General features: G+C 68.4%; 19 protein-coding genes, 1 tRNA gene and 1 pseudogene. 9 read left to right on the top strand and 12 right to left on the bottom strand.

Annotated elements, in window-relative coordinates; translation table 11 throughout:
• Positions 1-59 precede the first annotated feature (59 nt).
• Positions 60-1,463, bottom strand: a complete 1,404-nt coding sequence (locus tag LRM40_RS06770; protein WP_151124238.1) for a replication-associated recombination protein A — start codon at positions 1,461-1,463, stop codon at positions 60-62.
• Positions 1,464-1,600: 137 nt separating this feature from the next.
• Between LRM40_RS06770 and LRM40_RS06765 the strand changes: the two genes are divergently transcribed.
• Positions 1,601-2,140, top strand: coding sequence for a chemotaxis protein CheW (locus tag LRM40_RS06765; protein WP_151124237.1), 540 nt, complete (start codon positions 1,601-1,603; stop codon positions 2,138-2,140).
• Between the two features lie 81 nt (positions 2,141-2,221).
• Here LRM40_RS06765 and lolA read toward each other — a convergent pair whose 3' ends face one another.
• From lolA to LRM40_RS06750, 3 genes are all read right to left on the bottom strand, one after another.
• A complete protein-coding gene (gene lolA / locus LRM40_RS06760; RefSeq protein WP_151124255.1) occupies positions 2,222-2,827 on the bottom strand; it encodes an outer membrane lipoprotein periplasmic chaperone LolA in 606 nt (201 codons plus the stop codon).
• 87 nt (positions 2,828-2,914) lie between these two features.
• On the bottom strand, positions 2,915-5,224 hold the full coding sequence (locus tag LRM40_RS06755; protein WP_151124236.1) for a DNA translocase FtsK: 2,310 nt from the start codon (positions 5,222-5,224) through the stop codon (positions 2,915-2,917).
• 61 nt (positions 5,225-5,285) lie between these two features.
• Complete coding sequence (locus LRM40_RS06750; RefSeq protein WP_151124235.1) at positions 5,286-5,948, bottom strand: Crp/Fnr family transcriptional regulator; 663 nt, start codon at positions 5,946-5,948, stop codon at positions 5,286-5,288.
• Between the two features lie 147 nt (positions 5,949-6,095).
• On the opposite strand from LRM40_RS06750, the gene trxB reads away from it, so the two are divergent.
• The 3 genes from trxB (at position 6,096) to rpmG (ending at position 7,708) form a co-directional block, all read left to right on the top strand.
• Positions 6,096-7,055 carry a thioredoxin-disulfide reductase gene (gene trxB / locus LRM40_RS06745; protein WP_151124234.1) on the top strand — a complete coding sequence of 320 codons (960 nt, stop codon included), beginning with the start codon at positions 6,096-6,098 and terminating at the stop codon, positions 7,053-7,055.
• Positions 7,056-7,280: 225 nt separating this feature from the next.
• Positions 7,281-7,514, top strand: a complete 234-nt coding sequence (gene rpmB, locus LRM40_RS06740) for a 50S ribosomal protein L28 (protein ID WP_022979438.1) — start codon at positions 7,281-7,283, stop codon at positions 7,512-7,514.
• A gap of 23 nt (positions 7,515-7,537) precedes the next feature.
• Positions 7,538-7,708: a 50S ribosomal protein L33 gene (gene rpmG, locus LRM40_RS06735; protein WP_022979437.1), complete on the top strand. Its 171-nt coding sequence runs from the start codon at positions 7,538-7,540 to the stop codon at positions 7,706-7,708.
• A gap of 191 nt (positions 7,709-7,899) precedes the next feature.
• Here the strand turns inward: rpmG and LRM40_RS06730 are convergent, their stop codons facing one another.
• The 3 genes and pseudogenes from LRM40_RS06730 to purN form a co-directional block, all read right to left on the bottom strand.
• Positions 7,900-9,120 carry a DesA family fatty acid desaturase gene (locus LRM40_RS06730; protein WP_151124233.1) on the bottom strand — a complete coding sequence of 407 codons (1,221 nt, stop codon included), beginning with the start codon at positions 9,118-9,120 and terminating at the stop codon, positions 7,900-7,902.
• Positions 9,121-9,309: 189 nt separating this feature from the next.
• Positions 9,310-10,568, bottom strand: a pseudogene (locus LRM40_RS06725) (RsmB/NOP family class I SAM-dependent RNA methyltransferase).
• 34 nt (positions 10,569-10,602) lie between these two features.
• Positions 10,603-11,229 (bottom strand): phosphoribosylglycinamide formyltransferase, encoded by a 627-nt coding sequence (gene purN / locus LRM40_RS06720; protein WP_151124232.1) that lies wholly within the window; start codon positions 11,227-11,229, stop codon positions 10,603-10,605.
• Positions 11,230-11,303: 74 nt separating this feature from the next.
• Here purN and LRM40_RS06715 point away from each other — a divergent pair, with 74 nt between their 5' ends.
• From LRM40_RS06715 to LRM40_RS06705, 3 genes are all read left to right on the top strand, one after another.
• Positions 11,304-12,191, top strand: a complete 888-nt coding sequence (locus tag LRM40_RS06715) for a DMT family transporter (protein ID WP_231067765.1) — start codon at positions 11,304-11,306, stop codon at positions 12,189-12,191.
• Between the two features lie 29 nt (positions 12,192-12,220).
• Positions 12,221-13,075, top strand: a complete 855-nt coding sequence (locus LRM40_RS06710) for a sulfurtransferase (protein ID WP_151124231.1) — start codon at positions 12,221-12,223, stop codon at positions 13,073-13,075.
• Positions 13,076-13,198: 123 nt separating this feature from the next.
• Entirely contained in the window at positions 13,199-13,633 is a 435-nt protein-coding gene (locus LRM40_RS06705; protein ID WP_151124230.1) for a universal stress protein, read from the top strand.
• Between the two features lie 44 nt (positions 13,634-13,677).
• Here the strand turns inward: LRM40_RS06705 and LRM40_RS06700 are convergent, their stop codons facing one another.
• Positions 13,678-14,568 (bottom strand): dienelactone hydrolase family protein, encoded by an 891-nt coding sequence (locus tag LRM40_RS06700; RefSeq protein WP_231067825.1) that lies wholly within the window; start codon positions 14,566-14,568, stop codon positions 13,678-13,680.
• 140 nt (positions 14,569-14,708) lie between these two features.
• Here LRM40_RS06700 and LRM40_RS06695 point away from each other — a divergent pair, with 140 nt between their 5' ends.
• Positions 14,709-16,214 carry a Ppx/GppA phosphatase family protein gene (locus LRM40_RS06695; protein WP_151124227.1) on the top strand — a complete coding sequence of 502 codons (1,506 nt, stop codon included), beginning with the start codon at positions 14,709-14,711 and terminating at the stop codon, positions 16,212-16,214.
• 33 nt (positions 16,215-16,247) lie between these two features.
• Here the strand turns inward: LRM40_RS06695 and LRM40_RS06690 are convergent, their stop codons facing one another.
• From LRM40_RS06690 to LRM40_RS06675, 4 genes are all read right to left on the bottom strand, one after another.
• Positions 16,248-16,604, bottom strand: a complete 357-nt coding sequence (locus LRM40_RS06690) for a Spx/MgsR family RNA polymerase-binding regulatory protein (protein WP_151124226.1) — start codon at positions 16,602-16,604, stop codon at positions 16,248-16,250.
• Positions 16,605-16,606: 2 nt separating this feature from the next.
• Positions 16,607-18,427 carry an OPT/YSL family transporter gene (locus LRM40_RS06685; RefSeq protein ID WP_151124225.1) on the bottom strand — a complete coding sequence of 607 codons (1,821 nt, stop codon included), beginning with the start codon at positions 18,425-18,427 and terminating at the stop codon, positions 16,607-16,609.
• A 255-nt stretch (positions 18,428-18,682) separates the two neighbouring features.
• Positions 18,683-18,758, bottom strand: a tRNA-Lys gene (locus tag LRM40_RS06680).
• A 90-nt stretch (positions 18,759-18,848) separates the two neighbouring features.
• Entirely contained in the window at positions 18,849-20,540 is a 1,692-nt protein-coding gene (locus LRM40_RS06675; RefSeq protein ID WP_231067764.1) for a cation:proton antiporter domain-containing protein, read from the bottom strand.
• A gap of 443 nt (positions 20,541-20,983) precedes the next feature.
• Between LRM40_RS06675 and LRM40_RS06670 the strand changes: the two genes are divergently transcribed.
• Complete coding sequence (locus LRM40_RS06670; protein ID WP_151124221.1) at positions 20,984-22,189, top strand: porin; 1,206 nt, start codon at positions 20,984-20,986, stop codon at positions 22,187-22,189.
• Positions 22,190-22,327 lie beyond the last annotated feature (138 nt).

The following is a 22,327-nucleotide window of genomic DNA, read 5'->3' as shown; positions in this document are numbered from 1 at the left end:
GTGCCCCCGGGGCAGGAACCCAGCATGCAAGTCGGGTGCCATGCCGGTCTTGACGGAGGTCAGGTCGAGGATCCGCCCTCGCCGTCCGGCGCGGATTCTGCCTGCCGGGCGACCTCGTTGAGCCGACGCAGCTCGGCGAGCTTCTCGCCGATGCGCAGCTCCAGCCCGCGCGGCACCGGCTGGTAGAAGGGCGGTGGCGAGAGGCCGTCGGGCCAATAGGATTCGCCGGCCGCAAAGGCACCGGGCTCATCGTGCGCGTAGCGATAGGCGCGCCCGTAGCCCAGGTTCTTCATGAGTTTGGTCGGTGCATTGCGCAGGTGGATGGGGATGGGCCGGGTGCCGTCCTGGGCCACAAAGGCCCGCACCGCCTTCCAGGCTGTGTAGACCGCATTGGACTTGGGCGCCACCGCCAGATAGACCACCGCCTGCGCCAGCGTCAGCTCCCCCTCGGGGCTGCCCAGGCGCTCGAAGGTCTCGGCCGCATCCAGCGCCATGCGCAGGGCCCGCGGGTCGGCATTGCCGATGTCCTCGCTGGCCATGCGCACCACGCGGCGGATGATGTAGCGCGGGTCCACCCCGCCATCGAGCATGCGGGCCAGCCAGTACATGGCGGCGTCCGGGTCGGAGCCGCGCACCGATTTGTGCAGGGCCGAGATGGTGTCGTAGAACTGGTCGCCGCCCTTGTCATAGCGGCGCAGCTGCTCGCCCAGAGAACGCTCCAGACTGGATTCGTCCAGCTCGGCCACCGGCCCGGCCTGGGCGACCAGGTTCTCGTAGGCGTTGAGCAGGCGGCGGGCGTCGCCATCGGCGTAGCCGATCAGACGGTCGGCCGCGCTGTCGGTCAGCGGCGGCGCCTGCAGCGCTTCCTGGGCGCGGACCAGCAACTGCCGCTGCTCGGCCGGCTCCAGCGCACGCAGCACATGCACGGTGGCGCGCGACAGCAGGGCAGAGTTGACCTCGAAGGAGGGGTTCTCGGTGGTGGCGCCGATGAAGGTGAACAGGCCTGACTCGACGTGCGGCAGGAAGGCGTCCTGCTGGGCCTTGTTGAAGCGATGCACCTCGTCGACGAAGACGATGGTGCGCTGGCCGGCGGCACGGGCACGCTCGGCCTCGACCACCGCTTCGCGGATGTCCTTGACCCCCGCCAGCACGGCCGAGAGCACGATGAAATGGGCCTTGACCGCCTGGGACATCAGCCGGGCCAGCGTGGTCTTGCCCACGCCCGGCGGGCCCCAGAGGATCATCGAATGCAGACGCCCCTGCTCGAAGGCGACGCGCAGCGGCTTGCCCGGACCCAGCAGGTGGGTCTGGCCGATCACCTCGTCCAGGTGATGCGGCCGCAGGCGCTCGGCCAGCGGGGCCGCGGCATCCGGGACCGCGCCCCCCGCGTCAGCCGGGGGTGCCGGCAGGTCGGCCCCGTGCTCGTCGGCATCGAACAGCGCGTTCTGGCGGCTCGTCGTCATGGTGTCATTGTCGCAGCCTCGCCCTTGGCCCGGAAATGGCGTCCGGAGGCCCTGCTTTTCGCGCCCTCGCCCGGCGCCGGGCCGCGCACACTGCAGCCACCGCACTGACAACGATTGCTTCTCCAGGAGCCTGTCCGATGACCGTCACCGCCCCCACCGAGACCACCACCAAGCCCCAGGCGACGGGTGCCTCGTCCCTGACCGGCGCACCGCGCGAGTACCTGTCCTTCAAGCTCGGCAGCGAGGAATACGGCATCGACATCCTGAGGGTGCAGGAGATCCGCGGCTACGAGAACCCGACCCGCATCGCCAACGCCCCCCATTTCATCAAGGGCGTGGTGAACCTGCGCGGCGTGATCGTGCCAATCATCGACATGCGCCTGCGCTTCGGCCTGCCCGACGCCCAGTACAACAGTTTCACCGTGGTGATCATCCTGAACATCGCGCACCGCACGGTGGGCATGGTGGTCGACTCGGTCAGCGACGTGCTGGAACTGCCGGCCGAGACCATCAAGCCGGCACCGGAATTCCACGGCGCCATCGACGCGGCCTACATCACCGGCCTGGGCACGATCAAGACCGGCGATGTCGAGCGCATGCTGATCCTGATGGACATCGAGCAGATGATGACGGCCCCCGACATGGGCCTGATGGACACCGACGCGATGGTGCACTGAGGTCCGTGGCCTGCGGGCCCGCGTCTCCTCTTCCCGGACGGGCGTGGTCTTCCACGCCCGTTGCCGTTTCAGGGCCGGGGCTCAGGGGCCCGAGACGTCGGCGCCCGCCGGCACGGCGAAGTGGAAGGTGGCCGCCGGCAGGCTGGGCAGGATCTGCAGATCGGCGAACTGCAGCACCGAGCGCTGGCCGAAGCTGTCGGCGATCTCGATCGCCGACAGGCTGCGCCCCTTGAAGCCCACCCGCAGCGACTGGATGGTGCCGTCCTTGCTCTTGGGCGTGGCCAGCACCCAGCTCAAGCCGTCCTGATCCGGCTGGTCCTTCAGGTCGAAGTCGCGCTCGATGGACTGGCCGGCCAGGATGGCCGCCGGCGTGCTGCCCAGGGCATCACCGAGCTTGCGCACGGTGACCTGGTTGAGGTCCGGGTCGTGGAACCAGACCTTCTCGCCGTCGCTGACGATGGTCTGGGCATAGGGCTTCTGGTATTCGAAACGGAAGCGGTTGGGCCGGGAGAACTCGAAGCGCCCGGAGGAGACCTTGGTGCGGTTGCCGTTGGGCGCATGCACTGTCTGGGTGAAGCCGGCCCGGCCGGCCTTGGCGTCCTGCACAAAGGCGCGCAGGGCATCGGCGGCACCGGCGGCCAGGGCCAGCTGGCTCCAGCCCAAGCCCAGCCCGAGGCCGAGCCCCATCAGGGCGCGGCGGGAAACGGAAGAAGTATTCGACATCGGATGAGGACCTGCCTGTGCAGGCCGAAAACGCGGCCCGGCGGCCGGAGCTCACTCCTCGCGCTTGGGCAGGAGGATCTCGCGGTTGCCGTTGCCCGCCATGGAAGATACGAGCCCGGATTGCTCCATTTGTTCCAGCAAACGGGCCGCGCGGTTGTAGCCGATGCGCAGATGGCGCTGCACCAGCGAGATGGACGCCTTGCGATGCTGCAGCACCACGGCCACGGCCTGGTCGTACATCGGGTCCGATTCGGCATCGGCACCCTCGCCGCCACCGCCGCCCGAGCCGCCTTCGCCATCGAGCGTGCCGCCCTCAAGGATGCCCTCGATGTAGTTGGGCTCGCCCTGGGCCTTGAGGGCCTCGACGACGCGGTGCACCTCGTCGTCCGACACGAAGGCGCCGTGCACCCGCACCGGCAGGCCGGTGCCCGGGGCCAGGTAGAGCATGTCGCCCATGCCCAGCAAGGCCTCGGCGCCCATCTGGTCGAGGATGGTGCGGCTGTCGATCTTGCTGCTGACCTGGAAGCTCATGCGGGTCGGGATGTTGGCCTTGATCAGGCCGGTGATCACGTCCACCGACGGCCGCTGGGTGGCCAGCACCAGGTGGATGCCGGCCGCACGCGCCTTCTGGGCCAGACGGGCGATCAGTTCCTCGATCTTCTTGCCGACCACCATCATCAGGTCGGCCAATTCGTCGATGATGATGACGATGTAAGGCAGGCGCTCCAGCGGCTCGGGCTCTTCCGGCGTCAGGCTGAAGGGGTTGGGAATGAGTTCGCCGCGGGCGGTGGCCTCGTCGAGCTTCTTGTTGTAGCCCGCCAGGTTGCGCACGCCCATCTTGCTCATGAGCTTGTAGCGGCGCTCCATCTCGCCCACGCACCAGTTCAGCGCGTTGCCCGCCTGCTTCATGTCGGTGACCACAGGGCACAGCAGGTGCGGGATGCCCTCGTAGACGCTCATCTCGAGCATCTTCGGGTCCACCAGGATCATGCGCACATCGCGCGCCTCGGCCTTGTAGAGCAGGCTGAGGATCATGCCGTTGATGCCCACCGACTTGCCCGAGCCGGTGGTACCGGCCACCAGGCAGTGCGGCATCTTGGCCAGGTCGGCCACCACCGGCGCGCCGATGATGTCCTTGCCCAGGGCCAGGGTCAGCATCGAGGCGGCGTCGTTGTAGATCTGCGAGCCCAGGATCTCGGCCAGGCGGATGGTCTGGCGCTTGGCATTGGGCAGCTCCAGCGCCATCAGGTTCTTGCCGGGGATGGTCTCGACCACCCGGATGGACACCAGCGACAGCGAGCGGGCCAGGTCCTTGGCCAGGTTGACGATCTGCGAGCCCTTCACGCCGGTGGCCGGCTCGATCTCGTAGCGGGTGATGACCGGCCCCGGCTGGGCCGCCACCACATGCACCTCGACACCGAAGTCCGAGAGCTTCTTCTCGATCAGCCGGCTGGTCATCTCCAGCGACTCGGGCGTGACCGTCTCCACCCGGCTGGGCGGTTTGTCCAGCAGATCGACCTGCGGCAGCTTGGTGTTGACCAGCTCCTTGAACAGCGGGGTCTGGCGCTCGCGCTGCACCCGCTCGGACTTGGGCACCTCCAGCACCGGCGGCTCGATCACCAGCGGCGCCTGGGCCTGCTGCTCGACCTCGCGCTCCACGGCCACCTCCACCTCGGCCTCGCGCTCGCGCTGGGCCCGCTCGCCCAGGCGGATGTCCTCGGCCTGCTCGCGCAGTTGGTGGCGGTGCTCACGCACGCCGTCGATCCAGCCGCCCAGGGTGTCGGCCACCCGCAGCCACGAAAAACCGAGGGCCATTGGCAAGGCCGCCACCAGCATGGCGATCCACAGCACGCCCGAACCACCGAAGCCCAGCCAGCGCATGGACAAGGGCCCCAGCAGGTAGCCCAGCGCGCCGCCAGCGTGGCCCGGCAGGCGGGATTCCCAGCCGTAGATGCGGGTCCACTCCAGCGCGCAACTGGCCATCATCAGCAGCACCAGGCCTGCGGTGCGGGTGAGCCAGCGGTAAGGCGGACGGGGGGCCGCCCCCTCGCGCAGCGTGGCGGCCAGACCCGCCAGCCAGGCCCGGGCACCGGCGACCAGCAGCCACCAGACCGAGAAACCGAACAGCATCAGCCCGATGTCGGCCGCCCAGGCGCCGGGCACCCCCAGCCAGTTGTGCAAGGGCGCCCCCGTGCCAGAGGTGGTGAAGGCCGGGTCGCCGCCGCTGCGACTGCTCAGTGCCAGTGCGGCCAGCACCCACAGCACACCGCCCAGCGCCAGACGCAGGCGGGACCAGGTGCCACGGGGTGCCGTCGCGGCGGCCTCGGGGGGTGTGCTGCCCAGGGGCAGGGTGCGGCGCATCAGCGACCGCCCTTCCGGAGGCGACCCATGCGCCCCCACTCTCGTTCAAGCATTCAGTTCCTCAGCCCGCGCGGTTCTTCAGGCGCAGGCCGCCCGTGTCCAAGTTCTCGATCACACCGCGCTCGGTCAGATCCTTCATGACCCGGCTGACCATCTCGCGCGAAGCACCGACGATCTTGGCCAGATCCTGCCGCGACACCTTGCCGCGGATCACCTTGTCGCCATTGTCGTCCTCGGCCATGTCCAGCAGGGCCCGTGCAACACGTCCATACACATCCAGCAGGGCCAGGGATTCGATCTGGCGGTCGGCGCTGCGCAGCCGCGTCACCAGGCCGCGCATGATGGCGTAGGACAGGCTGGAGTTCTCGGGCAGGCAGCGGGCGAATTCGGATCGCCCCAGGATCAGCATGTCGCACTGGATCTCGCAGCGCACCGACGCGGAATGGGGCTGGTTGTCGATCAGGCTCATCTCGCCGACATAGTCGCCGGCCTCCAGCACTGCCAGGATGACTTCGCGACCACGCTCGTCGGCCGTCAGCACGCGGGCGCGGCCGTTGAGCAGGATGAACAGGGCATTGCTCTTCTTGCCCTGCTCCACCACCAGCTCACCGCGCCGGTAGCGCCGCTTGACCACACCATCCGCCACCAGCTGGGCCTGCTCTTCCGTCAGCATCGAGAACAACGGCACCCGACGGATCAAGTCCAGGTTGGTCAGCATCGACATCAATCACCCCCTCGCACTCTGTATTTGGCGACCCGCGGCGACGCGCCGACGGCCCGTTCTCTAGAATGCCCGAACGTCATTCCTGTGTACCCCCGAGCATATCCGGTCCCCGGCCCCTCGGCGGCGCACCTTCAGCGAGCGTCCCCTATGAGCACCACCCCCACCCATGCCCAGGTCCTGATTCTCGGCTCCGGCCCGGCCGGCTACACCGCCGCCATCTACGCGGCCCGCGCCAACCTGAAGCCGCTGCTGGTGACCGGCATGGCCCAGGGTGGCCAGCTGATGACCACCACGGAGGTGGACAACTGGCCCGCCGACGTGATGGGCGTGCAGGGGCCGGACCTGATGCAGCGCTTCCTGCAGCACGCCGAGCGCTTCCAGACCCAGATCGTGTTCGACCACATCAACGAGGTGAACCTGTCCCAGCGCCCGTTCACCCTCAAGGGCGACTCGGGCACCTACACCTGCGACACCCTGGTGATCGCCACCGGCGCCTCAGCCAAGTACCTGGGCCTGCCCTCGGAGCAGAGCTTCATGGGCCGTGGCGTGAGCGGCTGCGCCACCTGCGACGGCTTCTTCTACCGCGGTGACGAGGTCTGCGTGGTGGGCGGCGGCAACACCGCTGTCGAAGAGGCCCTGTACCTGTCCAACATCGCCGAGAAGGTGCACCTGATCCACCGGCGCGACAAGTTCCGCGCCGAGGCCATCATGATCGACAAGGTCATGGAGAAGGTGGCCGCCGGCAAGATCGTCCTGCACCTGCACAAGACGCTGGACGAGGTGCTGGGCGACCAGAGCGGCGTGACCGGCGTGCGCCTGAAGGATGTCAACGGCGGCGCCGACGAGGAAGTGACCGTCAAGGGCTGCTTCATCGCCATCGGCCACCAGCCCAACACGGACATCTTCAAGGGCCAGCTGGAGATGAAGGACGGCTACCTGGTGACCCGTGGCGGCCAGAACGGCTTCGCCACCATGACCAGCGTGCCGGGCGTGTTCGCGGCCGGTGACGTGCAGGACCACATCTACCGCCAGGCCATCACCTCGGCCGGCACCGGCTGCATGGCGGCCCTGGATGCCCAGCGCTTCCTGGAGCAAGGCGAGCACTGATTTCCCTGCCTGGCGGAAATCCGCTAGAATCGCAGGTTTTCTTGCGCAGACCACCGAGAGCTGCGGCGAGTCAGGCACTTCGGTGCGTGATTGGCGGCGGCTTCGGCCAGGGAAGTTTCGGGCAAGAACGGGTTACCGCCACCCTTTTGGCGAGGTGAGGCGAGTGGCTGACAGGGTCCTGGACCAGTCAAGTGCTCGCTGTATGACAAGTATCGGAGTGTCCTCATGGCACGCGTCTGCGAAGTCACGGGCAAGAAGCCCATGGTCGGGAACAATGTTTCCCACGCCAACAACAAAACCAAGCGCCGGTTCCTGCCGAACCTGCAATACCGTCGTTTCTGGGTCGAGAGCGAAAACCGCTGGGTGCGCCTGCGCATCAGCAACGCCGCCCTGCGTCTGATCGACAAGAAGGGCATCGATGCCGTTCTGGCCGATCTGCGTGCCCGCGGCCAGGCCTAATCACAGACTAAGGAGCGACAACCATGGCAAGCAAAGGCGGCCGCGAGAAGATCAAGCTGGAGTCCACCGCGGGCACCGGCCACTTCTACACCACGAACAAGAACAAGAAGACCACGCCCGAAAAGCTGGAATTCATGAAGTTCGACCCCAAGGCACGCAAGCACGTGCTGTACAAGGAAGTGAAGCTGAAGTAATTCAGCCCCCTCCCCTCGAAAAACCCGCCCTGCTCGCACGGCGGGTTTTTTGTTGCCTGCCCCCCGCGGCTCACGCGCCGGCCTTTCCCATCGCGAGTTCTCCTCGGTCGGCCCCTGCCCTCCTCCTGTCCTGAGCAGCCATGAAAAAAGCCCGCACAAGGCGGGCTTTGGGAATCAGGAAGGCTGCCCGATCAGGCGCGGGCGGAACGCAGTTGCAGCGAGAACTCGCGCAGCGCGGCGACGCCGCTGCTCTCGGCCCGGTGGCACCAGTCCTGCAGGTCGGCCACCAACTGCTCGGCCGACACATTGGTGCGGGTCCAGAGCTGGCGCAGTTCCTCGCGCATGGAGACCAGCTTCTGCAGCACCGGCGAGGTGGCCACGGCGCTTTCTACCTGCGGGAGCAGATCGGTCGGGATCTTCTCCACGTCGCGGTGCAGCCAGCGCTGGGCCACGCGCAGATTGCTCCAGGCCGAGTTGTTGCTGCCTTGAGCCTTCACCCGAGCCACTTCACCAGCACAGGCGCGGCGCAGTTCCTTGGCGTAGTTCGCCATCACCTCGTAGCGGTTGGCGATGATCGCCTCCAGCGTCTTGGCATCGGCCACCGGCTTCAGCGGGCCCAGTTGCAGCTGGGGCGCGGTCTTGCGCACCTTGGCCCAGCCCAGCATCTCCATGGCGCGGATGTAGCCCCAGCCGATGTCGAACTCGAAGGGCTTGACCGAGAACTTGGCCGAAGTCGGGTAGGTGTGGTGATTGTTGTGCAGCTCCTCGCCACCGATGATGATGCCCCAGGGCGAGAGGTTGGTCGACGCATCGGCCGCCTCGAAGTTGCGGTAGCCCCAGTAGTGGCCCAGACCATTGACCACACCGGCCGCCCAGAACGGGATCCAGGCCATCTGGATGGCCCAGATGGTGATGCCGATGGCGCCGAACAACGCGATGTTGATCAGGAACATCAGCAGGATGCCCTTGGCGCTGTGCTTGGAGTAGACGTTGCGCTCCATCCAGTCGTCGGGCGTGCCGTGACCGTACTTGCTCAGCGTCTCATCCACCTTGGCTTCGGCACGGTAGAGCTCCGCACCCCGGCTCATCACGGTGCCGAGGCCACGGGTGATCGGGCTGTGCGGGTCTTCCTCGGTCTCGCACTTGGCGTGGTGCTTGCGGTGGATGGCGACCCATTCCTTGGTCACCATGCCGGTGGTCATCCACAGCCAGAAGCGGAAGAAATGCGAGGGGATGGGACCCAACTCGAGTGCACGGTGTGCCTGCGAACGGTGCAGGAAGATGGTGACGCCCGCGATCGTGATGTGGGTCACCACCGCCGCGTAAAGCACGACCTGCCACCAAGTGGCGTGCGTGAGGCCGTTCGCTGCCCAGTCCAGGACTGCAGAAAACACCGTGTTCAGTTGATCCATTGCCTACCTTGATTCGCCCGCGGAGTGCTGGCTAACTCCCTATTGTAGAGGACAGCCTGCCGTCCGCCACTCCGAACTGGGGTGGAGAAACGCCCGTTTCGCTCGCGTTGAAGGCAGGAGAACGTGGATTGCAGACCAAAACAGTCGGAATCACGTTCAATGCGGAATATGGGGGTACCCCACCCGGCTTCAAGCCTTGCGCTGCCAGGCCGCGGCAAAGAAGCCGTCGGTGGCATGGCGGTGCGGCCACAGACGCAACATGCCTTCGCGCACCAGGGTCTCTGGCTGCTCGACCTGGGCCGCCGCCAGCAACTCGGCCGCGGACAGGGGCTCGAAGTCCGGATGGGCGGCGGAGAAGGCCTTGGCAATGTCCTCGTTCTCGCGCGAGAGCAGGCTGCAGGTGGCATAGACCAGCCGCCCCCCGGCTTGACCAGGCGCGCGGCGCTGTCGAGGATGGCTGCCTGCTTGACGGTCAGTTCCTCGATGGCCTTGGGCGACTGACGCCACTTCAGATCGGGGTTGCGCCGCAGCGTGCCCAAGCCGGAACAGGGCGCGTCCACCAGCACGCGATCGATCTTGCCGGCCAGGCGCTTGATGCGCTCGTCACGCTCATGGGCGATCTGCGCCGGGTAGACGTTGGACAGGCCGCTGCGGGCCAGCCGCGGCTTGAGCCCTTCCAGACGGTGGCCGGACACATCGAAGGCATAGAGGCGACCGGTGTTGCGCATGGCCGCACCCAGGGCCAGGGTCTTGCCACCGGCACCGGCGCAGAAGTCCACCACCATCTCGCCGCGCTTGGCGCCCAGCATCAGGGCCAGCAGTTGGCTGCCCTCGTCCTGGACCTCCACCTCGCCCTGGACGAACAGCGGCAGCTTCTGCAGGGCCGGCTTGCCCTGCACCCGCAGCCCCAAGGGGGAATAGGGCGTGGGCTCGGCCTCGATGCCCGCCTCCTTCAGCGCGGCCAGCACGGTCTCGCGCTTGGCCTTCAGGGTGTTGACCCGCAGGTCCAGCGGCGCGGATGCCTCCATCGCGGCCACGAAGGCCGGAAACTCCTCGCCCAGTTCGGTCTTGAGCGCATTGGCCAGCCAGTCGGGCAGGTTGATGCGCACCTTCTCCGGCAAGGTGGCGGTGTCCAGCTCGCGCACCTGGGTCAGCCAGGCCACCTCGTTGGGCCCCAGGGCGCCGCGGATGAAGGTGTCGCTACCCTGCCAGGCCAGGATGGCCAGGCGACGCTCCAGGGCACCGGAGCCGCTCTGGGCCAGGTGGGCCCACAGCAGGCGCCGGCGCAGCACGGCGTAGGCCGTCTCGGCCAGACTGTGGCGTTCGCGGGGTCCCAGGGTGCGGTGTTTGCGGAAGAAGGCCGACACGACGGCGTCGGCGGGTTGGTCGAGTTTGAGCACCTGGCGCAGCAGATCGGTGGCCAGGTCCAGCAGGGCATTCGGATGCATGGGCCGGATTATCCCAGCCCGACCCGCCACCGTCTCAGAACAAATGCTGGGGCAGGCCGTCGCGGTGGCTGACACGTCCATCGGCCAGCACCAGCCGGTCCTCGACGAACCAGCGCACGGCCAGTGGAAAGATCACATGTTCGCGTTCGAGGACCCGGGCCGACAGGCTGGCCTCGTCGTCGCCCGGCAGCACCGGCACGGCGGCCTGGGCCACGATGGGGCCGTGGTCCAGTTCAGCCGTCACGAAGTGCACGGTGGCGCCGGCCAGCTTGCAACCCTGCTCGATGGCCCGGCGGTGGGTATGCAGGCCCGGAAAGGCTGGCAGCAGCGAGGGGTGCACATTGAGCATGCGTCCCTCGTAGTGGCGCACGAAGCCGGCGCTCAGGATGCGCATGAAGCCCGCCAGCACCAGCAGATCCGGGGCAAAACCATCGATCACCCGCGCCAGCTCGGCGTCATAGGTCTCGCGGTCCGGGTGGCCGCGGTGGTCCACCACCGCCGTCGCGATGCCCCGCTGCGCCGCCCAGGCCAGCCCGGCGGCATCGGCCTTGTTGCTGACCACGGCCGCCACCTCGGCGGGCCAGCCTTCGGCGGCACAGGCCTCGACGATGGCCTGCATGTTGCTGCCACGGCCGGACAGGAGGATGACGATTCGCTTCATGAGGGCCGAGAGTGTAAGGCTCTGCCAGAATCAGCCGCTTTCCCCGCCCTGCCCGCCCGCGCATGAAGCCCCAGTTGCAAGCGTCCCTGCTGATGATGGGATCGTCCTTCCTGTTCGCCCTGATGGGGGTCTGCGTGAAGCTGGCTTCGGCCCGCTACGGCTCGGGCGAAATCGTCTTCTACCGCGGCCTGGTGGGCGCGCTGTTCATCTCGGGCCTGGTCTTCTGGCGCGGTGGCAGCCTGAAGACCCGCTACCCCAGCATGCACCTGGGGCGCAGCATCGCCGGGGTGTGTGCGCTGGTGCTGTGGTTTTACGCCATCGGCCAGTTGCCGCTGGCCACGGCCATCACGCTGAACTACATGTCTTCGATCTGGATGGCCCTCTTCCTGATCGGCGGTGCGGTGCTGGTGGGCTCCTCGCAACAGATCGATCTGCGGCTGGTCCTGGCCGTGCTGACCGGCTTCGGTGGCGTGGCCCTGGTGCTGCAGCCCACCCTGACCCGGGAGCAGTGGCCCGGCGCGCTGGCCGGACTCATCTCCGGGATGATGTCGGCCATGGCCTATCTGCAGGTGACGGCCCTGGGGCGGGTGGGCGAGCCGGAGTACCGCGTGGTCTTCTATTTCTCGCTGGGCAGCGTGGTGGCGGGCGCCGCCCTGGCCCTCACTGGCGACTTCCACACCCACACCCCGCCCGGCCTGGGCCTGCTGGTGGCCACCGGCGTGCTGGCCACCACGGCACAGATCCTGATGACCCGGGCCTATGCCATCGGCCGGGCCCTGTCCAATGCCAGCCTGCAATACCTCGGCATCGCCTGGTCCTTCCTGTTCGGGGTGATGATCTTCGGCGATGCTGTCACCGTGGTCGCCCTGGCAGGCATGGTGCTCATCGTCGCCGCCGGACTCACCGCCACGCTGCTGCGCAACCGCGCGGTGCCGGACGCCGCCAACCCCGGCGAATCCTGATCTCGCCCGTCCTGCCCGAAGGAGCCCCCATGCCCTCCATCCATCCGCTGATCACCGCCACCGAACTGCGCACCCTGCTGGACAGCGCCCAGCCGCCCCTGCTGCTGGACTGCGGTTTCGATCTGGCCAATCCCTCGGCGGGCGAGCAGGACTACCAGGCCGGCCACCTGCCGGGTGCGCGCTACCTGCACCTGGACCGTGACCTGTCGGCGCCCAAGAGCGCGGCCGGCCCCATCCAGGGCGGCCGCCACCCGCTGCCCAGCCTGGCCATGCTGGCCGAGCGGGCTGGCGCCTGGGGCGTGACGCCCGAGCGCCTGGTGGTGTGCTACGACCGCCAGGGCGGGCCCTACGCAGCCCGGGCCTGGTGGATGCTGCGCTGGCTGGGCCATGCGCAGGTGCGGGTGCTCGATGGCGGCGTGAACGCCTGGCTGACAGCCGGCGGCACGCTGGACACCGGGGTCGCCCCGGCACCGGCCGCCGGCCCCTACCCCGCCCGGGCGCCAGCCATGCCCACGGTGGATGCGCCCACCCTGCTGGCCTCGCTGGACAGCGTGCAGGTGCTCGACGCCCGCGCACCGGAGCGCTACCGCGGCGAAGTGGAACCCCTGGATGCACAGGCCGGCCACATCCCCGGTGCCCGCAACCGTTTCTTCAAGGACAACCTGAGCGCCGACGGCCGCTTCAAGTCGGTGGACGAACTGCGCCAGGAGTTCCTGGCCCTGGGCCTGCTGCCCGGCCAGGTCATCCACCAGTGCGGCTCGGGCGTCACCGCCTGCCACAACCTGCTGGCCATGGCGCTGGCGGGGCTGGGCGATGCCCGGCTCTATCCCGGCTCCTGGAGTGAGTGGTCGGCCGATCCGACGCGACCCGTGGCCCGCGGCTGAGGCCCGGCCACGCCGGTCGCACATGCTGCTTGATTCTGGTCAAGCCCGCGGCCGGCTTTCGGGACACACTGAAGGCATCGGGTGACCCACCCATCCATGCCCCACGAAGGAAAGGATCCCTCCATGTACAGCCACATCCTCGTCCCCACCGACGGTTCGGACATCAGCGCCAAGGCGGTCGAGACGGCCATCTCGATGGCCAAGCTGCTGGGCGCGAAGCTGAGTACCATCAGCGTGAAGGAGCCCTTCCCCTACAGCGCCATCAGCGAGATGCAGCCGGTGCCGCCGCAGGAGTTCTACGACGCCCAGGAACGCATCGCCACCGCGCGCGTGAAGGCCGTCAGTGACGCGGCCAAGGCCGCCGGGCTGGACTGCGAAGGCTTCACCGTGGAAGCCGTCCATCCCTGGGAAGCCATCTGCGATCTGGCCAAGGACAAGGGCTGCGATCTGGTGGTGATGGCTTCGCACGGCCGCCGTGGCGTCAGCGCCCTGCTGCTGGGCAGCGAAACCCAGAAGGTGCTGACCCACTCGCCGCTGCCCGTGCTGGTCGTCCGCTGACCCGCCACGCGGGCGGCACCTCCGGTGCCGCCCATTTGGCGCCCTCAGGCCACCCCATGGGCCTTGAACCAGGCCAGGCACTGCTTCCAGCCATCCTGGGCATCGGCCTGTCGGTAACTGGGCCGGTAGTCCGCGTGGAAGGCATGCGGGGCGTCCGGGTAGACGATGAAGCGGGAATCGCGCGCGGCGGCATTGCCTGCGGCCAACGCCTTCTTCATTGCCTCCACCGTGTCCAGCGGGATGCCGGTGTCCTGCCCGCCATACAGACCCAGCACCGGCGCCTTCAGCTCGGCCACCAGATCCAGTGGGTGGCGGGGTTGCAGCGGGTTGGTCGGCCCGGTCAGGCGGCCATACCAGGCCACGCCGGCCTTCACGGCCGGGCTGTGTTCCGCAAACAGCCAGGTGATGCGCCCGCCCCAGCAGAAGCCGGTGACCCCCAGCCGTGACGTGTCCTGCCCCTGGGCCTTGGCCCAGGCGACCGTGGCATCCAGATCGCCCATGACCTGGGCGTCCGGCACCTTGGACACCAGTTCGGACATCAGCGCACCGATGTCGGTGTAGCCCGCGGGATTGCCTTGGCGCTTGTACAGGTCCGGTGCGATGGCGCAATAGCCCTGGTGGGCGAAACGCCGGGCCACATCGGCGATGTGCTCATGCACGCCGAAGATCTCGCTGATCACCAGCACCACCGGCCGCGCACCGCCCCCCTGGGGCATGGCCCGGTAGGCCGGCATCTGGAAGTCCCCGACCGGAATCTGCACCGTCCCGGCCACCAGGCCCTCGCTGGGGGTGTGGATCACCGTCTGGGCCGCCACCGGCAGGGTGGCCGCGGCAAAGCCCAGCCCCACCCCGGCCTGCACCACCTCTCGGCGGGTCGGCGTCGCGGGCAGACCTCCGTTGGCCTTCTGCAACAGGGCCTGGGCGTCGTCGAGCATCGGGGTGTCGGGCATGGCGTTCTCCTGGGACATGTCGAAGCCGGTCGGGGCCGGAAAGGATGTGAATGATTCTAGAAGTCGCCCCAATGACCGCCCCACCGGCCCGGAGATGTCATCGCCAAGGGGCACAATCCCGCCCCATGTCCATCGCTTTGCCCTCCCCCACGGGCCTGCTTGCAGGCATCGACATGGGGTCGAACAGTTTCCGCCTCGAAATCGGCCACCTGCGCGACGGACGCTACCGCCGCCATGCCTATCTGAAGGAAACCGTGCGCCTGGGGGCGGGCCTGGACAGCGAGGGAATGCTCACCGAAGAGGCCACCGAACGGGGCCTGGCCTGCCTGCGCCAGTTCGCCCGCAACCTCGGCGGCTTTCATCCGGCGCAGGTGCGGGCCGTGGCCACCCAGACGCTGCGCGAGGCACGCAACCGCGACGCCTTCCTGCACCAGGCCCAGGCCGCGCTGGGCTTCCCGATCGAGGTCATTTCCGGCCGCGAGGAAGCCCGCCTGATCTACGCCGGCGTGGCCCATCTGCAGCCCTCGAACCTGCCCCGTTTGGTGGTGGACATCGGCGGGCGGTCCACCGAGCTGATCCTGGGCGAGAAGCGCCAGCCCATCGAGGCCGAGTCCTTCCGCGTGGGCAGCGTCAGTCTGTCCATGCGCTACTTCCCGGACGGTCGCTTCACCAGCGAAGGCTTTCGCGCCGCCCAGGTGGCCGCCGGGGCCGAGTTCGAAGAAGCCCTGGCGCCGTTTGCCGCCTCCCGCTGGGACCATGCGCTGGGCTCCTCCGGCACCGCCGGTGCGGTGTCCGACGTGCTGCGCGCCAGCGGCCAGACCGACGGCAGCATCACGCCCGACGGCCTGCGCTGGCTGATCAAGCAATGCATCGAGGCAGGCAGCGCCGACCGGCTGGACCTGCCGGGCCTGAAGCCCGACCGGCGCCCGATCCTGGCCGGCGGACTGGCCATCCTGTACACCTTGGCCACGCACTTCCAGATCGAGGCCCTGCAGCCGGCCAAGGGCGCCCTGCGCCAGGGCGTGATCGTGGACCTGCACGACCGGCTGCTGGCCCGCCAACGCCAGCGCGGCCACGACCTGCGCGAGGACAGTGTCAAGGCGCTGCAGCACCGCTTCGGCGCCGACCTCGAGCAGGCCTTGCGGGTGGCGCGCCTGGCCTGTCACCTGTTCGACCAGGTGGCGCCGCGCGACGCCGAGGAGGAACGCATCGAGCTGCGCTGGGCCGCCCAGCTGCACGAGATCGGCCAGATGGTGTCCCACCACGACCACCACCGCCACAGCGCCTACCTGCTGGGCCATGTGGATGCAGCCGGCTTCTCGCAAAGCCAGCAGCGTCGGCTGGCCGACCTGGTGCTGGGCCAGCGTGGCGGCTTGCGCAAGATGGAAGAACTGATCCACAGCGAACTGATGCTGTGGCAGATGCTGTGCCTGCGTCTGGCCGTCATCGCCTGCCACGCCCGCTCCGACGTGCCCGAGCAGACCTTGCGCCTGCAGCGCCAGGGGCGCATCGCCCGCCTGGCCTTCCGCCAGGAGTGGGCCGACACCCACCCCCGCACGGTGCACCTGCTGGAAGAAGAGGAACAGGCCTGGGCCCGCTCCGGCCTGGCCCTCACCCTGCACCTGGGCTGAGGCCCTGCAGGGGTTCGAGGCCCGCGCCAGCGTTCAGCCCAGCCGGGTGGCCCAGTCGGCGGCGTCGAAGCCCACCGTCACGCGGCCATCGGGCCATTCCACCACCGGTCGCTTGATCGCGCTGGCCTGCTCGCGCAGCAGGGCCATGGCGCTGGCCGCGTCCACCACCGCGGCCTGGACTGCGGGGTCAAGCTTGCGCCAGGTCGTGCCCTGGCGGTTGACCAGGGCTTGCCAACCCAGGGCCTGCACCCAGGCGGCCAGCCGCTCGGCCGGCACGCCCTGCTTCTTGAAGTCATGGAAGACGACGGAGGCGCCCTGCCCGGCCAGCCAGGCGCGGGCCTTCTTGACGGTGTCGCAGTTGGGAATGCCGTAGAGGGTCAGGTCGGCCATGCTCAGCCTCCCGCCAGCACGGTGCCCAACAGGCCCACGATGCCCAGGCCCAAGGCCGCCAGCGCATCCCCGGCGATCAGGCCGCCTCCGATCAGCGAGGTGTTGCTCATGTCCTCCGGCACCACGGCATCGCCCGGCTGGGGCTTGGCCTTGGGCAACGAGTTGACCGCGCTGGAGATGACCCCGCCGATGGCGAACCAGGCCGAGGTGTTGAGGTTCACGAAGCCGCCGAAGGACCAGGCATAGGGCGAAGGCAGCAGCACCGAATCCAGCACGAAGTCGGTGGCGAAACCGCCCTTGCCCGAGGCCACGAAGCGCTGGTAGCCGGCATTGCGCTTGAGCAGCTTGCGCGCCAGCTCCACCGCGAAGCCGATGCCCACGCCCACCCAGATGGCCGTGCGTTGGTAGGGCTTGTCGTCGGTCAGACTGCGCAGCACACCGACGAACTTGTAGGTCATGGCCGCGCTCCACTCGGCCGGCTGCTCACCGGCCTTCATCACCGTCTGGTCCAGCAGCAGCACGGGGTAGGCAGCCATGAACAGCTTGGCAAAGCCCACCGCCACGATGGCCCCGACCACGATGCCCGCCACCTGGTAGCGGAACTGCAGGGTGCGGCTGGTGCCCAGGCGGGCGCCGGTAGAGCGGTCCTGCTGCATGTCGCCGGCCACGCTGACCGACACCAGCAGCACCGTGCCGGCCATCAGACCGATGGTCGGGTCCTTCAGGCCCAGGGCCGCCATCATCACCACCGACACCACGAAGGCCGAGGAGATGGGGTTGGAGTCGCTGATGCCCTGCGAGATGCCGTTGACCATGGCGAACAGGAAGACCAGCAGCACCGCGAACACCAGGTAGCCCACCGGCTGGCCCAGCACGAAGTGGCCGGTGCAGACCACCGCCACCGCCCAGAAGGCCACCCAGCTGAACACGCGGCGGGTGTCCACCCGCTTCCAGGCTTCCTGGCTTTGGGCGGGAGCCGGGGTGCGGCCGGTCAGTCGCTGCCAGGCCTGCCAGAAGATCAGGCTCAGGTCGATGATGGCCGCGCCCATGATGGTGCCCAGCGCGATCAGGAACATGATCTTGCGGGCCGGGTCGCCCTCGTGCAGCCAGCCGATCGAGATGAAGTAGGGGATCAGCGCCCAACCGGTCAGGCCGGCCACCAGGGCCGGGATGCCGATGCGCGCGCCCACCAGCAGACCGGCGCCCAGCGTGGAGGTGGACAGCTCGATGGCCGCCATGAAGGGCAGCTTGGCCGCGGCGATGCCGCCCAGCAGACCGGCGCCGATGCCGCTGCCCAGCTTGGCCACCGAGCGGCGCAGCAGCACCGGGTCGGTCAGCGCGCGCAGGATGTTGGCCACGGCGAAGCCCGAGGGGTAAGGCAGCTGCAGCTTGTCCACCAGGATGGGCGTGTAGAGCATGCCCACGCCGGCGCCCAGCATGCCGATGCACAGCATGTACAGCATCAGCTGCCACACGGGCGGCTGCGGCATGCCCATCCAGACCATGGCCTGGATCAGCACGCCCATGGCGCTCAGGCCGGCCACCGAGGCGGCCGAGGTCTGGATGAAGTTGGCGCCATGCTTGCCCTCGGCGCCGTAGCCCAGCGTGACCACCGAGCCCAGCAGGCCCGCCAGCACCTGCCCGCCGACGAAGAAGCCCAGCGAGAAGTTCATGTAGGAGGCGGTGACACCACCCAGGGGGCCAAGGACGAAGACGCCCAGGGACAGCAGCAGCAGGTGGTACTTCCAGGTGCCCTGGCGGGGAAGCCAGGCCCAGCGTTGGCCGTCCGGTGTGGATGCGGCGGGGGAAGACAGGGTCGTCATCGGGTCAATGCATGAATGCGGCGGGTTGCCGAAAGCCTGGCAGCCCGTCCCCGGGACCGATGCGCCCGAACACTGCCACCAGGACAAAACCCCGGAGTGTGCGACCAAGTGGTGCACCGCGCCAGGGGTTGAACCTGGGGGTCAGCCAGAACCATGCCAGACCGGGGTTCACCCCAGCGAGCGAATCCGGCAGACCCGGCCGATCCGGACGCAAAAAAAGGACTGGCCTTGCGGCGAGTCCTTTTCGAAGAATTTTGGTGGGCCCTGTAGGATTCGAACCTACGACCAACGGATTAAGAGTCCGCTGCTCTACCAACTGAGCTAAGAGCCCCACTCGGCTTCAGTGGCTTCCAGTGCACCTCAAGAAAGAAGCACTGCAGTCAACTGAAGCGCTTATTCTAATACGTTTTTCTGGAACTGATCAAGCCCCCTTGGCCCATTGCGCCAAGCTGCGTTGCAGCAGCACCTGGGCCATGGCCTGGCCCGGCTGCACAGCCTCGGTCACCCCCGCTTCCACCAGCAGGGCCGCTTCCGACTCGTTGGGCGCCCGGGACAGCACCGTGAGTTCAGGCCGCAGCGTGTGGGCCGTGCGGATCATCGGATAGGTGTCGGTGGCGTCGGGCACCGTCACCACCAGCAGACGGGCCTGGTGGATGTGGGCCTGCACCAGGGTCTCGGGCTCGGTGGCATCTCCGGCCACGGCCTGCAGCCCGGCCGCCCGCAGGGCCTCCACCCGCTCACGGCGCTGCTCCACCACCACGCAAGGCACGTCCTGCGCCACCAATGCCGCCACCAGCTGCTCCCCCACTGCGCCATAGCCCACCACCACCACATGCCGGGCCAGGTAACGCTCGGCGGTGCTGGCCGGCAGTTCGGCCAAGGGGTCCGGCCGGGCATCCAGCGAGCGGGCCCAGGCCGAACGGGCCAGCACCGCGCGCCGCAGCGGATCGACCAGCGAGAACAGCAAGGGGTTGAGCGCGATAGAGAACAGCGCCCCGGCCACCACCAGGCTCTCGGCCTCGGGCGGCAGCACATGCAGGCTGGCGCCCAGGCCCACCAGGATGAAAGAGAACTCGCCGATCTGGGCCAGGCTGGCCGCCACCGACAGCGAGGCCTGCAGCGGGTAGCGCAGCAAGAGCACCAGGCCCATGGCCGCCACCGACTTGCCCAGCATGATGATGGCCGTGACGGCCAGCACCTGCAGCGGCCGCTCCAGCAGCACCTTGGGATCGAACAGCATGCCGACCGAGACGAAGAAGAGCACCGCGAAGGCATCCCGGAACGGCAGGGATTCCTCGGCCGCGCGGTGGCTGAATTCGGACTCCCGCAAGACCAGGCCGGCAAAGAAGGCGCCCAGGGCCACCGACACCCCGAAGAAGGCCGAAGCACCGTAGGCGATGCCCAGGGCCACCGCGATGACCGCCAGCGTGAACAGCTCGCGCGAGCCGGTGCGGGAGATCAGCCACAGCAGACGCGGCAGCAGCTTGCGCCCCACCAGCAGCATCAGCGCCACGAAGGCCCCCACCGCCAGCAGCGTGCGCAGCACCGCCCAGGTCAGCGAGGGCGTGTCCGCCGCCTCGGCTGACGCGTCGGCGGTGCCGGCCAAGCCGACCAGGGCCGGCAGCAGCACCAGCACCAGCACCATGGCCAGGTCCTCCACCACCAGCCAGCCCACGGCGATGCGACCCTCGTGCGATTCCAGCGTGCCACGCGCCTCCAGCGCCCGCAGCAGCACCACGGTGCTGGCCACCGACAAGGCCAGCCCGAACACCAGCGCCCCGGCCAGCGACCAGCCCCAGAACACCGCCAGACCGGCCCCCATGGCCGTGGCCACCGCCATCTGCACCACCGCGCCGGGCACCGCCACACGGCGCACGGCCATCAGATCGGCCACCGAGAAATGCAGCCCCACGCCGAACATCAGCAGCATCACGCCGATCTCGGCCAGCTGGGAGGCCAACCCCATGTCGGCCACGTAGCCGGGAGTGTGCGGGCCCAAGGCCATGCCGGCCATCAGATACCCCACCAGGGCCGGCAGCCGCAAACGCAGGGCGGCGTAGCCCAGCAGCAGGGCCAGCCCCAGCGCGGCGGCCAGGGTGACGATGAGAGGCATGTGAGGGTGCATGGCGGAGCAATCGCAGGACAGTGGACAGAAGGCGGGACACCGGCAGCGCTGACACCCGGGCGGCACAGGGTGGGAAGCGACTGAGGCCCGAGAGTTCCCGAAGCCGAGGCTGCGCGACGGTCATCGGGATTTATACCGAGTCGCCGCGCCTGCGGGCGATGGCCGGGCCAGCGCCGCCCGTTGGGACGTCGCGAATTGGCGCGTCACCCCAGGGAGGGTCCTGATGGACAAGGCTTTCCTGACACACCCGCCCACGGCTTGTACCAGCCCCGGCTGTCCCGCCCTGCGACGCCGACCCCGAGGCCCAGGGGGTTTACCCCCGAAATTGGCCCCTCCGCGGCACCGCGCGGGATGGCATGGAACTGGCGCCAGGGGGGCTGCGCCGGCCTGCGTGCCGGCACAGCCCAACCCATACCAACGGAGACAAGACCATGCAATTCACCGCCCTGGCCCGCGCAGCCACCCTCACCGTTCTGGCTGGCGCCGCCCTGTCGGCCCAGGCCGTCGGCTTCACCCAAGGCGATGTCACGATGGACATCAACGGCACCGTCAACGGCTTCTACATGAACCGCGAGGACACGGTGACCACCAAGGCCACCGGCGCCGAGGCCAAGGCCACCAACAGCATGGTGTCCAACGGCCTGCTGCCGGGCTGGCTGAACTTCGTGGCCACCACCAAGGTCGCCGACCAGGACATCAAGGTGCACTTCGGCTTCGCGCCCGGCATCGTCAACAACTCCACCGTCGTGGGCCTGCCCGATGGCGCGGCCGGCAACACGCCGGGCGCCTACTCCCAGATCGACACCCGCAACATCTACTTCCGCATCGGCAACGAGAGCTGGGGCCACCTGAAGTTCGGCCGTGACATCGGCCTGTTCGGCCAGGACGTGATCCTGTCGGACATGACCCTGATCGGCGTGGGCGGCACGACCAACGCCGCCATGCCCTTCAACACCACCTTCGGCATGATCGGCCACGGCTACATGTACACCGGCTTCCAGCCGCAGATCAGCTACGACACGCCCAAGGTCGACGGTCTGCAGGCCTCGGTCGGCATCTTCCAGCCCAGCAAGTACGCCGGTGACGAAACCAAGACGCCGGCCCTGCAGGCCAGTGCCGGCTACAGCTGGGCCGGCAGTGCCCCGGGCAAGGTCTGGGCGGGCGTGGTGCACCAGAGCACCAGCTGCTCGGGCGGCAGCGGCAACTGCAGCAGCGAGCCGTTCACCGCCCAGGGCTACGAGCTGGGCATCAAGGCCGGCATGAACGGCCTCGAAGGCATGCTCTACGGCTTCAAGGCCAAGGGGCTGGGCCTGTCGACCATCGGCGCCCAGTTCCTGGGCGGCAGCGATGGCGCCGGCAACCGCACCGATTCCAAGGGCTACCTGGCCCAGGTGACCTACAAGCTGGGCGACACCAAGCTGGGTGTCAACTATGGCCGCAACACCGACGAGGACGGCGCCACGGCGGCCGTCTTCGGTGGCCCGAAGAACGTGCGCAAGTCCTTCACGCTGGGCGTGTACCACACGCTCAACAAGTACATCACGCTGGTGGGCGAGTTCAACCACGAGAAGCAGGACAACGACGTCACCGAATCCAAGGTCCGCACCCTGTCGGTGGGCGGCGTCGTCTTCTTCTGAACACCGGCGGCAGGCCCCGGCCTGCCCCCCGTCTGTACCGTTTTCAGGGGATCCCCATCGGGATCCCCTTTTTTTCGGGTACCCCCACGGGTTATCCTATGAATGTGCAATTAGCACATTCATAGGAGCGCCCATGCC

The organism is Ideonella dechloratans (assembly GCF_021049305.1).
Lineage (GTDB): Bacteria > Pseudomonadota > Gammaproteobacteria > Burkholderiales > Burkholderiaceae_C > Ideonella > Ideonella dechloratans.
This window is presented reverse-complemented; position numbering and strand designations above follow the sequence as displayed.